The sequence below is a fragment of the Paenibacillus glycanilyticus NBRC 16618 genome (assembly GCF_004000805.1).
In the GTDB taxonomy this organism is placed as follows: Bacteria; Bacillota; Bacilli; order Paenibacillales; family Paenibacillaceae; genus Pristimantibacillus; species Pristimantibacillus glycanilyticus.
On sequence record NZ_BILY01000017.1, the window covers coordinates 85,101 to 101,794 of the forward strand.

18 protein-coding genes are annotated in these 16,694 nt (G+C 43.6%); 8 read left to right on the forward strand and 10 right to left on the reverse strand.

Going from position 1 to position 16,694, the window contains the following annotated elements; genetic code table 11:
• Positions 1-15 precede the first annotated feature (15 nt).
• A complete protein-coding gene (locus tag PGL01S_RS15515) occupies positions 16-861 on the reverse strand; it encodes a LysR family transcriptional regulator (RefSeq protein ID WP_127495518.1) in 846 nt (281 codons plus the stop codon).
• 138 nt (positions 862-999) lie between these two features.
• On the opposite strand from PGL01S_RS15515, the gene PGL01S_RS15520 reads away from it, so the two are divergent.
• Positions 1,000-2,094 (forward strand): Gfo/Idh/MocA family protein, encoded by a 1,095-nt coding sequence (locus PGL01S_RS15520; protein ID WP_127495519.1) that lies wholly within the window; start codon positions 1,000-1,002, stop codon positions 2,092-2,094.
• Positions 2,095-2,201: 107 nt separating this feature from the next.
• On the opposite strand, the gene PGL01S_RS15525 is transcribed toward PGL01S_RS15520, so the two are convergent.
• Positions 2,202-3,248, reverse strand: a complete 1,047-nt coding sequence (locus tag PGL01S_RS15525; RefSeq protein WP_127495520.1) for an SDR family oxidoreductase — start codon at positions 3,246-3,248, stop codon at positions 2,202-2,204.
• 115 nt (positions 3,249-3,363) lie between these two features.
• Here PGL01S_RS15525 and PGL01S_RS31120 point away from each other — a divergent pair, with 115 nt between their 5' ends.
• Both PGL01S_RS31120 and PGL01S_RS31125 read left to right on the forward strand, forming a co-directional pair.
• Entirely contained in the window at positions 3,364-3,582 is a 219-nt protein-coding gene (locus PGL01S_RS31120; RefSeq protein WP_218032368.1) for a TetR/AcrR family transcriptional regulator, read from the forward strand.
• Positions 3,583-3,626: 44 nt separating this feature from the next.
• Complete coding sequence (locus PGL01S_RS31125; protein WP_218032369.1) at positions 3,627-3,857, forward strand: TetR-like C-terminal domain-containing protein; 231 nt, start codon at positions 3,627-3,629, stop codon at positions 3,855-3,857.
• A 222-nt stretch (positions 3,858-4,079) separates the two neighbouring features.
• Here PGL01S_RS31125 and PGL01S_RS15535 read toward each other — a convergent pair whose 3' ends face one another.
• The 4 genes from PGL01S_RS15535 to PGL01S_RS15550 all read right to left on the reverse strand — a co-directional run bounded on the left by PGL01S_RS15535 (position 4,080) and on the right by PGL01S_RS15550 (position 7,955).
• Positions 4,080-4,610, reverse strand: a complete 531-nt coding sequence (locus PGL01S_RS15535) for a GNAT family N-acetyltransferase (RefSeq protein ID WP_127495521.1) — start codon at positions 4,608-4,610, stop codon at positions 4,080-4,082.
• Between the two features lie 380 nt (positions 4,611-4,990).
• Entirely contained in the window at positions 4,991-5,836 is an 846-nt protein-coding gene (gene mle, locus PGL01S_RS15540) for an alpha/beta fold macrolide esterase (RefSeq protein ID WP_127495522.1), read from the reverse strand.
• A 507-nt stretch (positions 5,837-6,343) separates the two neighbouring features.
• Entirely contained in the window at positions 6,344-6,766 is a 423-nt protein-coding gene (locus PGL01S_RS15545; RefSeq protein WP_127495523.1) for an ester cyclase, read from the reverse strand.
• Between the two features lie 388 nt (positions 6,767-7,154).
• Positions 7,155-7,955 (reverse strand): dimerization/docking domain-containing protein, encoded by an 801-nt coding sequence (locus tag PGL01S_RS15550; protein WP_244935603.1) that lies wholly within the window; start codon positions 7,953-7,955, stop codon positions 7,155-7,157.
• 66 nt (positions 7,956-8,021) lie between these two features.
• Between PGL01S_RS15550 and PGL01S_RS15555 the strand changes: the two genes are divergently transcribed.
• From PGL01S_RS15555 to PGL01S_RS15565, 3 genes are read left to right on the forward strand one after another with little or no spacing between them, the layout of a single operon-like run.
• Positions 8,022-9,335 (forward strand): spore germination protein, encoded by a 1,314-nt coding sequence (locus PGL01S_RS15555; RefSeq protein ID WP_127495524.1) that lies wholly within the window; start codon positions 8,022-8,024, stop codon positions 9,333-9,335.
• On the forward strand, positions 9,332-10,411 hold the full coding sequence (locus tag PGL01S_RS15560) for a GerAB/ArcD/ProY family transporter (RefSeq protein WP_127495525.1): 1,080 nt from the start codon (positions 9,332-9,334) through the stop codon (positions 10,409-10,411). The genes PGL01S_RS15555 and PGL01S_RS15560 overlap by 4 nt, the downstream gene beginning before the upstream one ends.
• Positions 10,398-11,444 (forward strand): Ger(x)C family spore germination protein, encoded by a 1,047-nt coding sequence (locus PGL01S_RS15565; protein WP_164775489.1) that lies wholly within the window; start codon positions 10,398-10,400, stop codon positions 11,442-11,444. The genes PGL01S_RS15560 and PGL01S_RS15565 overlap by 14 nt, the downstream gene beginning before the upstream one ends.
• A 282-nt stretch (positions 11,445-11,726) precedes the next feature.
• Here the strand turns inward: PGL01S_RS15565 and PGL01S_RS15570 are convergent, their stop codons facing one another.
• Positions 11,727-12,200: a DUF2231 domain-containing protein gene (locus PGL01S_RS15570; protein ID WP_127495527.1), complete on the reverse strand. Its 474-nt coding sequence runs from the start codon at positions 12,198-12,200 to the stop codon at positions 11,727-11,729.
• Positions 12,201-12,288: 88 nt separating this feature from the next.
• On the opposite strand from PGL01S_RS15570, the gene PGL01S_RS15575 reads away from it, so the two are divergent.
• Positions 12,289-12,975, forward strand: a complete 687-nt coding sequence (locus tag PGL01S_RS15575; protein WP_127495528.1) for a response regulator transcription factor — start codon at positions 12,289-12,291, stop codon at positions 12,973-12,975.
• On the forward strand, positions 12,965-14,239 hold the full coding sequence (locus PGL01S_RS15580) for a sensor histidine kinase (RefSeq protein ID WP_127495529.1): 1,275 nt from the start codon (positions 12,965-12,967) through the stop codon (positions 14,237-14,239). Before PGL01S_RS15575 ends, PGL01S_RS15580 begins: the two co-directional genes overlap by 11 nt.
• Before the next feature lie 90 nt (positions 14,240-14,329).
• On the opposite strand, the gene PGL01S_RS15585 is transcribed toward PGL01S_RS15580, so the two are convergent.
• Genes PGL01S_RS15585 through PGL01S_RS15595 form a run of 3 tightly spaced genes read right to left on the reverse strand, consistent with a single transcriptional unit; the run spans position 14,330 to position 16,530 of the window.
• Positions 14,330-15,157: an RnfABCDGE type electron transport complex subunit D gene (locus PGL01S_RS15585; protein WP_127495530.1), complete on the reverse strand. Its 828-nt coding sequence runs from the start codon at positions 15,155-15,157 to the stop codon at positions 14,330-14,332.
• Between the two features lies 1 nt (position 15,158).
• Entirely contained in the window at positions 15,159-16,046 is an 888-nt protein-coding gene (locus PGL01S_RS15590) for an FAD:protein FMN transferase (RefSeq protein WP_127495531.1), read from the reverse strand.
• Positions 16,047-16,056: 10 nt separating this feature from the next.
• Entirely contained in the window at positions 16,057-16,530 is a 474-nt protein-coding gene (locus PGL01S_RS15595; RefSeq protein WP_244935611.1) for an FMN-binding protein, read from the reverse strand.
• Between the last annotated feature and the right edge of the window lie 164 nt (positions 16,531-16,694).

Here is a 16,694-nt window from a genome sequence, read left to right on the forward strand (position 1 = left end):
ATCTGCGGATATGAACTATAAGCTCTGGCTAATTTTGAAAAACTGCCGTTCCAAAGGCGACAACTCGTAATTTGTTCGAGTAACTAAAAATTTATCAATGTACCGATATTCCTGCGGAAGCTCCATGAAATCGGTAACTCCAAACTCTCTGACAGTGGTCTTGGAAACAAGAGCGACGCCCATGCCGAGGCTTGCAAGACGAAGCAGCGTTTCCAATACACCGACCTCTGTTTTAGAAGCCGGATGACTGCCGTGAGCCGAATAAATGCGCTGCAGAATAGAGGCATACAAGCAATTTTTGGACAGGATAAGCATGGTTTCGCTTTGCAAACATTGGGCCAGACTTGCTGCAGTCTTGACTCTTTTGCCGACCAGAACCAGTTCTTCACTGCCGATTGGCCAGTAATGGAGCTGCTGCAAGTCCGATTTGCCAAAGGTGTAGGCCAGATCAATATTGCCTTCGATCAACTCTTCCTCCATCTTTTCAGTGGAACCGGTTATGAGCGTAACCGACATGTTGGGGTACTTTTCGTATAAATCGGAGAATGCTTTTGTGATATTTTCGCTGATCACGGATTGCATGATACCTAAACGCAGCTTTAACTCCCTGCGATTCATTTCCTGCTCAGTCTCTTCCCACAGCAGCAGCAGTTTTTTATACTGCCGATACAGCTTTTCTCCCTCAGGTGTCAATTCCATTCCGCGTGAGCTCCGGAAAAACAGTTGCTGCCGGTAATGGTTTTCGATCTTTTTTATTTTTACCGTCATGTTGGACTGCAAATGATTCATGTTCGAAGCTGCTGCAGAAACACTTTTCAGCTCGGCAACAGTAACGAATGCCATCATATTTTCAATATCCACAGTCATCCCTCTATCAAAAAAAATGATATGTCTATCTCAAATATACATTATTCATGATGGAGTTTCTACCCTATATTAGGGATATGCGGACGGTTTGCTTTGCCGCTTTTAAGTAGATCCAAACAGGAGGCATACAAGATGAACGGTTCCATTATTAAGACTGGAATTATCGGAGCGTCGCTTAATAATCACTGGGCAAGCCAAACGCACGTTCCAGCACTTCAGATGAGCAACAAGCACCGCATAACGGCGGTTGCCACATCCAAAATGGAAAGTGCTCTGGAAAGTGCCGCTGCTTTGGATGGGGTTCAAGCTTTTACAAACCTAAACGAATTATGCGAAAGCCCGGAGGTGGACCTGGTTGTCGTCAGCATCAAGGTGCCATTTCATTATGAAGCCGTCAAAGCAGCTATTGGAGCAGGCAAACACATTTACTGCGAATGGCCGCTGACAGTAACTGCGGCTCAAGCCGAAGAATTGGCGGTGCTTGCCGATCAAGCCGGCATTCATCATGCCGTCGGTCTTCAGGCCAGACAATCCGCTGTCATCCAAGACATCAAGCAGCGGATCGAATCCGGTGAGCTTGGCCGGGTATTGTCCTGCAATATGCGCTTATCGACCACCAGGGGGAGTGTTACGAGCCGTGACAGTGCCTATCTGTTAAAGGAGGAAAACGGCGCAACGCTTCTAGCCATCAACGGCGGACACTCGCTGGATGTGCTTTGCCTCCTGCTTGGGGACTTTAAGGAGCTGTCGGCTACCATGATCTGCAATTATAATGAGGCTGAGGTGTTGGAAACAGGTGAAAAGGTTCCCAAAGACGCAGCCGACCAAATCTTGGTTGAGGGAATGTTAAGCAGCGGTGCCTCCGCGTCAGTCCATATTCAGGGCGGAACTTATCCAGGATTTCAATTGGATATTTACGGAGAAAAAGGGATGCTTCAATTGAAGCAGCAGCATTCTGTCGGCCATGTACAGTTTGGCAACCTGCAGGTGTATCAAACATTGTATGCTTCTGGCATCCCGGCAGCGCATGACGACAAGAATTTCACGGCACTTCCTGCCGGGGAAGAAACAATGAAGTTTCTTGTTTCGAAGGCGCATGAGCGTTTTGCCGCGGATATTCTTGACGATACTTTTCGTTTGCCCAGCTTCCATGACGCGGCCCGCTTGCATAGGCTGCTGGAGACCATCAAACTCGCGGCTGCTACAGGCATTAGACAGAAGCTATAAGCTTTCGAAACGGCTGGCCATTGAGGAAGCCATCCGAAAAGGAAGACTAGGGGAAGAAGCAATATCACCTTCCCCTAAGTTTAGAGAAGCTTTATTCATTATATTTTTTACGACTTCTTCTTCTCTTTAATGATCTTTATCATGCTCTTACCCGTTGCAGATATGGCTTCTTCCGCCGAACGCGGTGTCCATCCAAGCAAACGTTTGGCCTTTTGATTGCTAGTTGACATATCTTTTCCCAGGAGCGTTGCTATCATTCTTAATTGTGGTTTGAAGATTGCGATCGCACGAACCAAACTATTTGGAAGTTCACCTTTTGGCGCGTTTTTAGCATCTTCGCCCAAATGTTTTCTTAAAATATTCGCAATATCCAACATTGACAACGTCTCTGAGCTAGAGGCGATAAAACGCTCTCCATTTGCCTCGGGACGCAACATGGCCAATAGATGCAAATCGGCAACATCACGGACATCTACATAATCGGAATAAATTTTAGGGACATACTTTTGATTGCTTTCCAGCATCTGTCGAATGCTAATGTTTGAATGAGAATAATCATTGCCTAAGATCGGCCCCATCACTCCAACGGGATTTACCGTTGCCAGTTCTAAACCGTTTCCTTCTTGGCGAATAAATTCCCAGGCCGCCTTTTCGGCAATGGTTTTGGATTTTTGATAGGGATGAATATTCGCGTCCGTATTCGACCAATCTTTTTCGGTGAAAGGTCCTTTATGATTCTTGTGGCCCACGCCGATCGCTCCGAAAGCGGAGGTTAAAACAACTCGTTTGACTCCCGCGTCACGCGCGGCTCTTAGCACACGCAAAACGCCGTCGCGTGCGGGTTGAATCATTTCATTCTCGTCTTTATACACTTTATTAGGCGTCGGGGAAGCAACATGAATGACATATTCCGCTCCTTTAACCGCATCGCCCCAATTCTGATCATGAGATAAATCCGCTTGAATAAACGACAGGCCTTCAAAACTGGTAACTCCGCCTGATCTTAGCATATCTCTTACTTCATCTTGTCTACTCATCGTACGAAGCGTTGCCCGAACCCTGTAGCCTTGCTCGAGTAATTTCAACATAATATGAACCGCGATAAATCCTGAACCACCGGTCACAAGAACTAAGGGCTTGTTACTCTCCACCATCGTGAATGCTCCTCTCGTTGACGTTACACTTGTAACAGTTGTACACTATTTTAAAGCTGAATATTGTGTAAAACAAGTGGACGACAAACATCTGTGACAAAATGGAGGAAGTGTAATGGCAGCGACGGAACACGCTCAAAACATAAAAAAAGACACTAAAGAATGGATTGCTCTTGCGTTACTGGAGCTTTTAAAGACCAATCGGCTTTCAAAACTAACCGTTTCAGAAGTCGTCAAAAAAGCCGGCGTCAGTCGAATGGGCTTCTATAGAAATTATGAAAACCTTGAACAAGTATTGAAATCGCCAATCAAAAAAACCATGAACAGAAAATAACCGATCTAACGAGCTTTTTTCTTGACCTATCCAATGATTTTCACATGGCGATCGAAGGCGATTATATCGGGCTGTTTTATCAACTTTTCAAATCTCACGTTGCTCAGCTTTACGATGAGATTATTCCCTTTCCGGACTGGACGGGAGCGAAACGAAACTACTGGATCGACTTTATGAGTGCAGGCGTTTTTGAAATTTGGGTGATGTGGATTAAAAATGGCCGAAAAGAATCCATTGAAGAAATCTCGACGCTTATTCGGTTATTTCATAAATAAATTTTTCAGCAATCTTAGGATGAAAAATACAATCCATTGTTGTGCAAATCTGCCCTTTCTCTTAATAAAAAAAGGAAGCAGCTGCGCCGGCAGTCTGCTCCCTGGATAATTCAATTAATGTTCCTCGTAATGATTTTTGCTTTTCTGCATGCCCACACGCTCCACGAACTTGAGTTGTTTTTTGTCGGGACGCGGAAATCTCCTCCTCGTATCCTCGCTTGTTTAGCGTGCGTTCAATATCGCTGATTCCCGTAGGCGAAGCCGATAGCTTTTGACGAGCGTCTCCCCGTTATTCACGTCGAACTCCTTCGCCCGTTCGAAGCCGAGACGCTCGTATAGACGAACCGCAGAATCCATCATGTCGGACGTGTGCAAATGAAGAAGCTCGGCGCCGGACGCGAGCGCGATCCCGGCGCTCTCGCGGATAAGCTGCGTCGCGACGCCATGGCCGCGGGCTTCCTGTGAGACGGCGAGCAGACGGATGATCGGCGTGTGGATGCCGACGTAACCGTACGCTTGCTCCGACGATTCGAACAGGAACACACTGCCGACGATACGGCCGTCTAATTCTGCGACGAGCCGATTTTTTGTTGCCCCGGCGCTCGCGGCGGCGACGATGTTTTCTTTATATTGCTCCCAGCGTTCTTCGGATAACGTATTCGCGTATTGCCCGTAGGCGTCCAGCAGCACGTCCCGGACCGCGTCGAGGTCTTCCGCCGTCGCTTCGCGAACGAGCACTTGTTTTTGCGCCATGAGATCCACCTGCTTTCTATTGAATAGTCGGCTATTGATCGGGATGGATAAGACTAGGCTTTGTCAGTCCCTCCAATTTCGTCCCAGTATCCGATATTATTTTGTGTCATCTTGTCTCTATTTCTACAGACCCTGTTTCATGAAGCGACGTCTTTACATGCAATAATTTAGCCATGACGACCTCTCCTATTCATTAATTTATATTCGCAAAGCACACTTTTTTCATAGGAATTATATGTTATTAGGTTTATGCTAGCATTCCATAAGTTATATCACAATACCTCAATCGATAGAAATACTTAATAAGCAATACTAAAAAATCTATAATGGTTTTTTACTTTTCACCAGCAGATGTTTGTAGGGTAATGTTTCTTCCTTCATTAACGGGTACGACTAGTGGTATGGTTAGAAATCGCGTCTATGATGGTATCCCAATCTTCATGTGGAAGTTCATGTCCTGTCCCCTCTAAGGTTAGCAATACGGACCCGGGAATAGTGCGAGCAAGAGCAACTCCGTGCTCATAAGGTATTATGGGATCCTCTGTACCGTGAATAACCAGAGCGGGGACATCAATATCGCCTGTTCGTGCCAAATAGGATTCTCCCCCCGTCACCAATCCGTGATTGTTCATGCTAGCCATATTACGGCTTCTTCTGATCTCTTCTTCAGCCAGATCATAGACTCTCTTCTCATTAAACGGATGCTTCGAGCCTGCGAGAACCTTCCATTTTCCAACCGTAAAAGCAATGACTGATGCTTCATTCGTCCAATCCGTCGCTGCCGCATTAGAGAAGTAATCCAATACCTTCTCTTCCATCGGTGGAAGGTCTGGGGCGAAATTTGATGTAGAGAGAAGAGAAACGGTCAGCACTCTTTCCGGATGTCGCAACGCGAGAATCTGGGTTAGCATGCCACCCATGGACATACCTACAATATGAGCTTTTTCTACTCCAAAATGATTGAGGATATGAATTGCATCATCGGCCATATCTTCAAAGGTGTATTGGGGATTTCCGGGTTCATAGATAGCAGACCGACCGACATCACGATTATCGTATCTAATGATAAAGTGTCCTTTGTCGGCTAAACGCTGGCAGAAGTCTTTTTCCCACCAAACCATGGAAGCTTGAGCACCCATGATTAATAATATGACTGGGTGTTCTGAGTTACCAAAGCTTTCAGCGCAAAGTTCGATTCCGTTTACCTTAAAAAGTTGTTCGCTCATTACGAGTATCACTCCTCATTGTGTAAAATAAAAAAACACATGCCGGGGACATGTGTTCAAGTAATCGACAAAGAATGGTTTGATCGCGAAATGAATACCTTTTTGACTAACCAAATACACGTCAAAATACTCATAAATGAAATTGACGAAATGGATCATCAAATAGGAATATTAACGATCATTTAAATTAGGAGCCATGTAGGCAGACCATTCTTCGATTACTAATGCACACAAAATAGCCCAAAGTACTAAAGTACCCTTCTTCTTGTGCGATGATAGATCGAAAAATTAGTTTGCCACACGCAACCCTCCGTTCAAAATGAATTAAATGTATTCTAGCACAGTTTCTTGTTAATTGTAAATCCTTCCAGTGTGTACAACTACTTATAGTTAACTCCCATTAGAGTGAACAAGGTAAACGATTTAATTCAACTAATGTATAACCGGCTGCTGCTTCGTTTTGAGTTTACCAATACAGTAATGATCCTTCTTTTTTATAGTCTCAGACTACCTCGCTGCATTTTGTTCCGACTGCTTGCGAATACCTTCGCGGTCGATCTGAATCCAATATTCGACGATTTTATCATTCTCAATACGGTATACGGCGCTTGCGATTTCGATGACTGGCTTGCCGGTTGGCGCAAATCCGTCGATTTCCCCAACATGAATCCCTGTTTGCTTCCACCTAACATAGACACGATCCTCAGTGGCGAGGAACTCTTCGACCTGCAGATGGAATGCCCCATATGCCTTCATCATCTCCCGGACATGGTCCGCATAATTTTGTGGCGTCCGTTCGACGGTCTCCTCATTTTCCGCTGTCACCTGATGCGCCGCGACACGCGTCGCCATATAGTCATGCGCTGCATCAGGCTCAAGACCGGAGCGTACCCGCGAGAAAAATTGCTCAACTATATCTGCTGCTGCCACGCCTTTACACCTCTTTTTAAAGTATCTCCTAAACTATGCGGTTAAGAATAGTTAATCTTCGAACCTAGATTCAAACGTCGATCGAGTTCCGGCAGCTTCAAAATGCCCTCATACCCTCCTGAATACGATAGCATTTTCAAGTATGACGAAACATAACTTAACCTCAAAAGTATAACACATATTGAAACTGTCCTACCGGTTAGCTTAATAGATCGTGCATTTTCGGGGATCTCGGAGCTGTATAGAAATTCTTGTCCTGATACGGCTTTGTATAGAATTTCTATCTGCCCATTTCTTAGAAAAAAGCTGCAGCGGATCCTCTGATCTTCTGCAGCTTAATTGTTTTGAACTATAGTTCTCCGTTAGGAGTTCAATCATTTTATCTACACTAACTCCTTAAGCGTAATAACTCTAATTCTTGAAGAACCCCCATTACATCACAGTCGGGATTTAAGATACTGATCATCTCTTCCGTTATGGGGAAATCATCGTAAATTTTTGCAACAACATCTATTGATGGTGATAATTCGAAATAGTCTATTGCAAATTCTATAAAATCCTCTGGAGTATGGAATATACAGCCCACTAAAAAATCAGAACCATCACTTCCACCTTTTGGAATCTCAACGTTTCCCTTGTGCCAGTTAGTGTCACTGTTTTTACGCCAAATACAAAAAGTCACATTGTCTTTTTCAATTGCATCGTCTTCAAGTAAAGATAATAATTCCTTTGGCACTTCATCATAAATCCCTTGCAATACTTTATGTTCATCTTGCGCATATGGGCTTAATTCAGATTCATGATCGAAGCCTTTTATTATGGAGCCTACAGGGGAAAACAAAATAATTAGATGATCGCCAGCTCCATTATCTATTTTCGCCATACAAACACCCTCATCCCAATCTTGAACAAAGCTATGGTAACGGAGCCATTTTTCTTGACAAAGAATAATGTTTAGTGATGCTTGGATTTTCATTAGCTTTTTTAAGATTATTGGATTTGGTAAACGCGCTAACACATTTACTTCCATGAATCCACGTCCTTTCATCTTTCTTTGCAAAGCAATTCTCATAGTGATTAAAATTTTGCCTGCCCTTTCTACAAGAAAAACAGCTGCCGCTGTTTGCCGGCAACTGTTCGTGGTTACTGTCCATTGTCTCCAGAAAACCATAACTTCAAAATTGGCCATTCCAGGTGCATAACCCCTCCTTTTTCTGCCAAAAATAAGTGAGATTTTTAAGGGGGCAGAAATGAAATGGCAAATTTAGTGCAGGAAATGAAAAGAACGTTCGCTGATCATGATGATTTTCTTATTCTAGACACTCAATTTAATGGTGCGGCCATTTATCTTATAGGTTTTAACACGCTGATTGATTTTCCCAAATCAAACTTCTATGTTCGACAAATGGCTGAACGTTCTGCTTCCATTGAAGAACTATTACAAAACCTCGGTGAACAGCTTGACGTGGATGCAGGCGAACTAAAAAAAGCTGTTTTGGACGGCAACCTCGTTGTTATATCGGAGAACGAACGAAATGCGATTATGCAACCATTTCCTCAAAGTCTCAGAAGAAACATAGACGAGCCTCGAAATGAAAGCCCCATTCAGGGACCGTTGGATGCTTTTGGAGAAGATATTGATCTTAATATAGGTTTGATTAGAAAAAGACTCGGTACTGAGCTCTTATGCCATTGCTCTTACCAAGTTGGAGAACTGGTAAAGCAAAGGATTTCAATGCTATATATTCGAGGCAAAGTTCAGTCGGCTCTCATAGAAAAAATTGACCGGCAACTAAAGCAAATTGAAAGGGATATTGAAACAATCGACGACCTTGATAAGTATTTTGGTCATCGAAAGTTAAGTCCCGTCAGTCATCTGTTTGTAACGGAAGTTCCCTTTCAAGCGGTTCATTTGTTAAAAAAGAACAGAATCGTTCTTTTGTTGGAGAATCAACCCTTTGCGCTTGTTTTTCCTCATTTGATTTCGGATATGTTAAGTACGGCAAACGATCGTAACCACCCTTTGGGGCTGTCGATTATGATTCGGACCCTTAGGGTTATGGGTGTATTTATCACGCTTGTGCTTCCCGCATTATATGTGGCCTTAACAACGGTTAACCCTGATGTTTTGAAAATCGATCTCGCTTTATTTATCGCAGAAAGCAGAGAAGGGATTCCATTAACGCCCGTATTGGAAACCCTCACCATGACAGTACTAGTCGATTTAATAACTGAAGCGATTGTAAGACTCCCTAAAAGCGTTGGTCCCACTATTACCATGGTTGGCGGTATCGTGCTTGGCCAGGCGATGGTTGAAGCGAAGCTTGTCAGCAACTTATTAGTCATCGTAATTACATTAATGCTGATTGCAAGTTCGGTTGTAGTAGGTGTGCAAAATGCCTTATACATTCGGTCGCTAAAATACCCTGTTTTTATTTTGGCATCTGTTTTCGGCATTGTGGGGTTAATTTCCGGGTTAGCAATAATTTGCATCTATTTGGCAAGTTTAACATCATTAGGTATTCCCTATATGACATTTCGATATAAAGGAAAGGAAGACATCAGGTGACACAGCGATTACAGCTTGGATTCGTATTTATCATCATACATATGAGTTTCGGCTATTTGTTGTATCCCAAACTCACTTACTCGCTTACGAAAAGCGGTCATTGGGGAATTGTGCTTTCTTACGGACTACTGCAATTGATTTTAATCGCCATCTACAAAAAGGGGCTGAACTACTTTCCGCAAAAAGACATGATAGATATTTTTTTAACAATGGGAAGATGGGCAGCCTTCATTTTTCTTGTCCCTTATGCGATTAATCTGAATGCGTTAATTGCAATGAATATTCGTGCCCATGCGGAAGACATTATTTCGATTTTCTTGATTCGGACACCTTACTGGGCGGTATTGGTTCTTCTCTTCTTAATCTCAACTTATACCGCGATAAAAGGTTTGAGCACAATTCTACGGGCATCGGCAGTTTTTTTCTTTAGTATTAATTTATTTGTGATATTTGTGATTGCTTCCTCGTCGGTAAATTTCCAACTTCAGAATGCTCTGCCGGCTTGGCCTTTATCTCTTGATTTTTTATGGAATGTAAAATTTCTATATCTGATGGGTTTCTCGGCTATTTTATTTTTAGGATTCGTTCCGTCGGAAACGAATTTGAAGTTCGGCCAACTCACTGCAGCATGGTTATATGTGTTGTTCTTCTATTTATCTGCTGTTTATGTTCCTCTTTTCATATTTGGACAAGAAACGGTCACCACGTTTGTTTTCCCCATGAAAGAAGCAGCGGATTCAGTTGATCTCAGTTGGTTTGTGTTCAACCGGCAAACGCTCTTCTTCGGGATATCGATTATTGGATTTAATCTGATATTAAATGCCGTAAAACTATGGATGATTGGGCAAATTATGCAGAGATTGTTCCCTGGGCGGAGAAGCAAAGCATCCTATTGGATCCTTGCGTTTTCTTTTATTTCATTTCTATTCGCGCTATGCGTCCCAAACAAAGCCTGGATTGAAAAGCTCAGCCTCATGAGTGAAGGTACAAACGTATTTTTTACCGTTATCCTGCCATCGATCATTTTTCTTTATGTCGTCTTCTCCGGGAGGATGCGAAGTTATGGAGAGACTTAATCTGTCTAAATTAATTTTTGCACTGCTGTCATTGATCTTACTCTGCGGATGCTGGGATATAAAGGCGATCAATGAACGAAGCCTTCCTTTGGTGATGGGGATTTCCAAAAAAAATGATGAAAAATATCAAGTGACGCTAACTCTGCCAGTAACAAGGGTAAAAGGCAAAACAAGAATCATAACGGAGAAGGGCGAATCGGTCTCGGAGGTACTTGGACAATTACGCTCGAACGTAGAAGATGCCATAGACTACTCGCAAATACGATTAATTCTCATCGATGCTCCGTTGGCTGCTAACCATCTAGAGTGGCGAAAAATGTTTCATTATCTCATGTCGTCTAAAGATATTCCCTCTATTGCGCTTGTTGCAATTACAGATGAGAATATCGAGCAAATGTTTTCTAAAATGTCTAAACAGGGATTATCCGGGACGGCACTGTATGACTTTTTTAATAAAGGGGCTGGCTGGGCTCCGGATGTCTCGAACACCCGCATATGGGAAGTTTATCAAAATTTGTTTTCCTATACGAACGATATCGCTGTTCCTGTCGTTCATTCCTCAGAAGACACCATACTCAAGTTTAAGGGTTCCGCCGTATTGAAAAATGGAAAAGTGACGGCAAATATCAGCCCGAGTGAAAATCAGCTCGTTCGTTTATTTCAACATCATCATTTCATAAGGAATACCGAAAACCTAGGATTTGCCACCATCTTTGTTGTAAACAGCCACTTAAAAAACAAACCTTCAATAACGAATCATATTCCCCAGGTGGCTAGCGATTTATTTATAAAAATAAGCATTTTAGAAAGAGATGAAGGGGTATCGAATAGCCTAGTAATAGATGAGCTTGAAAAACGAATCGAGAAGCGGTTTAATGATATGTTCAAACAAACCCAGATAAACAAGACGGATATTTTCGGCTTCGGCCAACTCTTTCGTACGCGAATTCCATATGATGATCTGCACAGCTGGAGAGACAAATATTATCCTAAGTTAATCGTAAACTTTCGGGTCCATGCTACGATGGAATAGCTTTTAATTCCAATACTCCAATAAACCCGGAAGTCAAAAAATATCGGAAGCTCTTGGAATCAACATTGTTCTGCAAAGAAGATTTAGTATTTTTGCGGCCCACGAATGAAAAATATTGTTAAGCTATTAGCTGGAGCGTAATAAAAAAGCAGCCGATATCGGCTGCTTTCAAACATTTCCTTGGTTAATATCAAAACTTATACCTTAAAAACTTTCTTCGTGCCCCAGTGTTTCTCGATATGCTTGTTTTTTCCGGACTTGTACATTTGCAGTTATTAGTTACTAATCATGATTTCCTTTCGGAGGGTTTACCATTACGTCATTTACTTTTACACCTATACCGTCTTCATACACCATTTTTCCGCCATAATAGCCAGTACCCAAGACTAAACCGCATGAGACAATAGCAACTACAAGATAAATAACGAGCGTCAGCTTAGCGAAGGATTGTTTGCCGCGAAGCAGCAATAACAGTCTAACCACCACCATGATGCTAACGACCCACGCCGTAATGTCCGCTAACGTACTGTGAGTTTCCAAGAAAGCAGTATTGCCTCTAGCGTCCTCTTCAGGACCAGTCGCCACGGAAAGCCATGCAGATAATGCAGCGCCAACCCAAATCCAAAGCCCTTGTTTCAATGGAAGAGACCCACGCCGAATAGATACGATGAGGTCATGTAGTACAGCGATAGTGATCAAAACGATTGGGAAATGGACAAGAATAGGATGTGAGTGATCGACAATTTCATTCAACAATGGAATTCCCCCTTGATTTTTGTTCTAAACATAGCCATCATAGCAAGAGATTATTGAAATATTCTTAAAAACCAGAAAGGGATAAATCATGCGCATTCTAATTATTGAGGACGACCCTGCTTTGCTTGGTATCATTAGCGAACTATTTGAAAGTGAGAACTATTCAACAGATGTCGCTGCGACCGGAAACGAAGGTTTATTTCTTGCAGAGCAAGGAATCCATGATTTAATCGTGCTTGACATTATGCTTCCCGGAATGGACGGTATTGAAATTGTTCGGCAATTAAGAGCGAAATCAAACCCAATCCCTATTATCATGTTAACCGCTAGAGGCAGTTTGGATGACCGTGTGAATGGCCTCAATGCCGGAGCAGATGACTATTTGCCGAAACCTTTCGCCTTGGCCGAACTGCTGGCAAGAGCTAGAGCTGTACTTAGACGTAAAGGAGCAATAAGCAAGGAAGGCGAGATCATCTGTGGTCCCGTCAAATTGATCTCTTCTGTAAGAGAAGTTATTGTCGGTGATCAGAATCTTAAGCTTACTCTTAAAGAGTATGAACTTTTGGAATTTCTTTTATGCCATCAGGACCGTATATTGACTCGTGAGCAAATTTTTGACCGGATATGGGGATTTGATTCCGAGGCGGCGATGTCGGCTGTCGATGTTTATGTACATCATTTGCGTAAAAAACTATCCTCTCATGGTGCAGAAAATCTCATTCAAACCGTTCGAGGCACGGGTTACATGATCAAAGGAGGCTCTGATGTTTCGTAACATTCGCATTAAGCTGGCTTTCTTCCATTCCGCAGCATTCTTACTTATACTTACCGCACTAGGAGCCATTCTTTATTGGCATGTTCACTTTCGACTCTACAACGATATGGATGAGATCTTGCATCAGTCAGAAAGCAGAATTCGTGCGACATCGAATTTGGATGAGTTGCTTAGATCGGACTTTAGGGAACTTCAACAGGATGAGCGAACGACTTATCTGTTCTGGAGCAAGGACGGTGAATTAATAGGTCAATTGCCCGAACAAGCTTTATCTCAGAAGGAAACACAGATGTTGAAGCCCATTACAAATAAACTCCTTCAAACCGTTACTATAGATCACCAAAGCTATCGACTACTTCAGATCTCATGCAGGGAGATAAAATGCAACGCAACTATACCAGTCGAATCGATTACCGTCGTAAGGAGCCTTAGAGATGTCGTGGGCATGCTTAAAAATTTGCAACAAGATCTTGCTGCAGGCATTGCAATCGGACTCCTTCTATCCATGGCGGGAGGTTACTATTTAGCCGGACGGGCGTTGGTTCCTATTCGTCAATCTTGGGAAAAGCAGCAGCGTTTCACCGCTGATGCATCGCATGAATTGCGAACGCCAATCACGATTATTCAAGCACAAACGGAGATGCTGCTTAGGCATCCCTACCATACAATCGAAGAAGAATCCTCCAATATTTCTAACATTCTTAGAGAGAGTAAACGAATGGGGAAATTAGTAGACGATCTGCTGACATTAACTAAAGGCGATACCCATGATTTAGCGCTTCACTGGGCACCTATATATCTAGACACCGTAATGAATGAAGTCGGGGAGCAATTCCGTTTGATCGCTGAAACAAAACAAATCCATGTCGATTCCCAAGTCCAGCCCTCTATCATTTTATGGGGCGATGAAGAACGCATTCGGCAAGTGCTTCTTATTTTACTTGACAACGCATATAAATTTACGCCGTCAGAGGGTTCCATCGTAATAGAAGCCCATCAAACATTTCATGGCATAGTTATACGCATATCAGATACCGGAATTGGAATTGCGCCCGAGGATCTGGCACATGTATTCGAGCGCTTCTATCGAGGTGACAAAGCCCGCACGCGTTCCACAGGTGGAACAGGTCTTGGGCTCTCAATTGCAGAATGGATCGTAAAATTACATGAAGGAAATATCAGGATCCAATCCATTCTAGGCCGTGGCACAACCGTGGAGATAAGCTTCCCTGGATCAAATGCGCGAATCCGACGAACCCCTTGATTCTACCGTTCAGGAGACTGCCTCGTTACGGCTAGGAAGTTGATGAAGATCTACGAAACGTAGTGGCAGCATAATCGAGCCATCATGAATTTAATCCGTCATTCCACGCTGTCGAGGCTCCTTGCGTGATTTCGTTGTTACTTTTGAAGAGAAGCGTGTCTGAAGCAAATGATAAAGGTTGCCGACGAACAGCCCGATAAACAAATACATCAGTCCGCCATATATTCCATATACAATCGTTCCGACAACGGCGGCCAATATACCAAATATGATTTGTCCAGTAGGCTTGGCCGGTGATGTCGGAGGATCTGTTAGCATGAAGCAGCCGAAGAACAAAGTCGCGTTAATGAACGGCGGCCGGAGTGCGTCGAAAGCATCGCCACTATGCAACAATTCCATGGCCAGCACCATTGCAAAAGTTATCATGAAAAAAGTGAATATTTGCTGATATTTATTCACGCGATTCGTTACGGCGTATCCGCCTATTAGTAACAGCGGAATATACCAGCTGGGAAGGTCCCCGAAAGCCCCCCACCAGCTTTGTTCCGTGTGGTAGATCAGTATCGACAAGAACAGTCCGAAAGCTGCTGGATTAAATATTGGTTTTTTCTTATAAACAAGTAGATGCTTAGAAATGATCGAAAGGCATGCCGTACTCGCGATAATGGGCCAAGCCGTATTGAGGCTAAGAATCAAAGCGACAATCAGTCCCGTAATAGCCGCTCCGTCAGGCATAATTCGTTTCCTCTTTTTGATTAGAGCAAAGAGAACGTCGATAACAATTGCTGTTCCAACCGCAATTCCTCCATTTTCTATACCGCGTATACTGTGTGTTGCCCAAGAAGCAATGAAAAGATAGACAGAGATCGTGATAAGAACATATGCTTTGGGCGATTTGAACCATTGTTTCCATTTCATACTAAATTCCTCCGATCCTTTTGATACGTAAATCCCTCGTCAGGATCAAACCTTGCAGGCCAGCCTCGGCGATTAATGCTATTCCTTCATCCCCGCCCATCGCAAACGCCGCGGTTGAAAAAGCATCCGCCATCATGGCGTAAGGAGCAATAACGCTGCAGCTAATCCATTCGTTAGGTGATCTGCCTGTTGCAGGGTGAACGATATGATGCTCACCTTCCTCCACTTCGCTTCGTCTCTCGTAGCTTCCTGAAGTGCATACTGAGGCATCGGAAATGTATAGCGTCTGCAGGACGGTGTTTGCGCTCTTCGGTTCGCGGATGCCGATTGTCCATTTGTCGCCTTGCTCGTCTGTCCCCCCCGCATATACATCGCCTCCTGCGTTCACGACAAATCCGGGGCAGCCTTTGAGCTCACTTACTGCCAAGTCGATGGCAAAACCTTTGGCGGTGGCGCCTAAATCCAGAATGAGCGGTTTGTGCAAGCATAATGTACGATTCGTTTCATTGAGTTCGACATCCCGGAAATTGGCGGATAAGTCAGCATCACTGTTCGTCCTTACACCGGTCAAGTAATGGCTGTTGAATCCTTTTGTTTCTAGTAACCGGCCGATGGAGGGATCGAATGAGCCATCTGTCCATTCGGCCATCTCAAGTGCAAATCTTAACGGCTCGAACAAATACGGGCTGATCGTTGTGGCTTTTCCAATTCTGCGACAAGCCTGCATTAATTCACTCTCGGGACTGAAGCGGCTGCACGCTCTTTCGACTTGCCGAAAGGCATCGAATGCTCTGCTAACTCGTATATCGAGCTCTTCCTCCGACATTGTTTTACCGCAGTGTGCTTCAATCTGAACAACTGTGTCCATGAATAATTTGGCTTTTTTCATCAGTGTGGCCTCAAGTTCGAAGCGCCTGATTTAATGCATCCTGCACAGCGTCCGAGAACGCAATTGTACTATAGGTGGCGCCAGAGACATTAGCTACCTTCGCGCTTTGAATTTGCAATACTTCTTCTGGCATTCCGATGACGTCATCGATTGAATAGTGCATGGCGAAGTCGCTAATCTCGACGTCCGTAATTTGGTCATTCTTGATAGCGACCGTCACCTGAATCATGCCACGGCGATTGCTTCCCATTCCGGTGTAGGTTCCGTCGATATACTTTGAGGGTACCTCATCGTTTCCGGATACCGAGGCTTTGCTTGACACGATGGGACTGCTATATGTCCCGTTGACAAGCATTTCCGGTTTATCGACCTCCGTGGACCAATATCCAGCGGCATAGACAGCAGCAACAGCTGTCGAACATAGCGCTACCCACTTTTTTTTCATTTTCGCCATTTTAAGTCCTCCGATCAGACAAGCTTTCATAAATTCACTTCTTAAATTCACATTGATCAATGTAGGCCTCATTATATATTAGCAAGCTTAAAATTTTTTTAAAAAACGCCTCCATACTGTCGCGATGGAAATCCTTAAAACAAAAAAGCCGCAATTTATGCGACTTTTAATGTCATTTTTTGAAGAAACCGACC

Excerpts from the sequence above, each read along its gene's own strand:
- PGL01S_RS15520 (WP_127495519.1), top strand. The coding sequence starts at position 1,000 with ATGAACGGTTCCATTATTAAGACTGGAATTATCGGAGCGTCGCTTAAT.
- PGL01S_RS15525 (WP_127495520.1), bottom strand. The coding sequence starts at position 3,248 with ATGGTGGAGAGTAACAAGCCCTTAGTTCTTGTGACCGGTGGTTCAGGA.
- PGL01S_RS31120 (WP_218032368.1), top strand. The coding sequence starts at position 3,364 with ATGGCAGCGACGGAACACGCTCAAAACATAAAAAAAGACACTAAAGAA.
- PGL01S_RS31125 (WP_218032369.1), top strand. The coding sequence starts at position 3,627 with ATGGCGATCGAAGGCGATTATATCGGGCTGTTTTATCAACTTTTCAAA.
- PGL01S_RS15535 (WP_127495521.1), bottom strand. The coding sequence starts at position 4,610 with ATGGCGCAAAAACAAGTGCTCGTTCGCGAAGCGACGGCGGAAGACCTC.
- mle (WP_127495522.1), bottom strand. The coding sequence starts at position 5,836 with ATGAGCGAACAACTTTTTAAGGTAAACGGAATCGAACTTTGCGCTGAA.
- PGL01S_RS15550 (WP_244935603.1), bottom strand. The coding sequence starts at position 7,955 with ATGGCCAATTTTGAAGTTATGGTTTTCTGGAGACAATGGACAGTAACC.
- PGL01S_RS15555 (WP_127495524.1), top strand. The coding sequence starts at position 8,022 with ATGGCAAATTTAGTGCAGGAAATGAAAAGAACGTTCGCTGATCATGAT.
- PGL01S_RS15565 (WP_164775489.1), top strand. The coding sequence starts at position 10,398 with ATGGAGAGACTTAATCTGTCTAAATTAATTTTTGCACTGCTGTCATTG.
- PGL01S_RS15575 (WP_127495528.1), top strand. The coding sequence starts at position 12,289 with ATGCGCATTCTAATTATTGAGGACGACCCTGCTTTGCTTGGTATCATT.
- PGL01S_RS15580 (WP_127495529.1), top strand. The coding sequence starts at position 12,965 with ATGTTTCGTAACATTCGCATTAAGCTGGCTTTCTTCCATTCCGCAGCA.
- PGL01S_RS15585 (WP_127495530.1), bottom strand. The coding sequence starts at position 15,157 with ATGAAATGGAAACAATGGTTCAAATCGCCCAAAGCATATGTTCTTATC.
- PGL01S_RS15590 (WP_127495531.1), bottom strand. The coding sequence starts at position 16,046 with ATGAAAAAAGCCAAATTATTCATGGACACAGTTGTTCAGATTGAAGCA.
- PGL01S_RS15595 (WP_244935611.1), bottom strand. The coding sequence starts at position 16,530 with ATGAAAGCTTGTCTGATCGGAGGACTTAAAATGGCGAAAATGAAAAAA.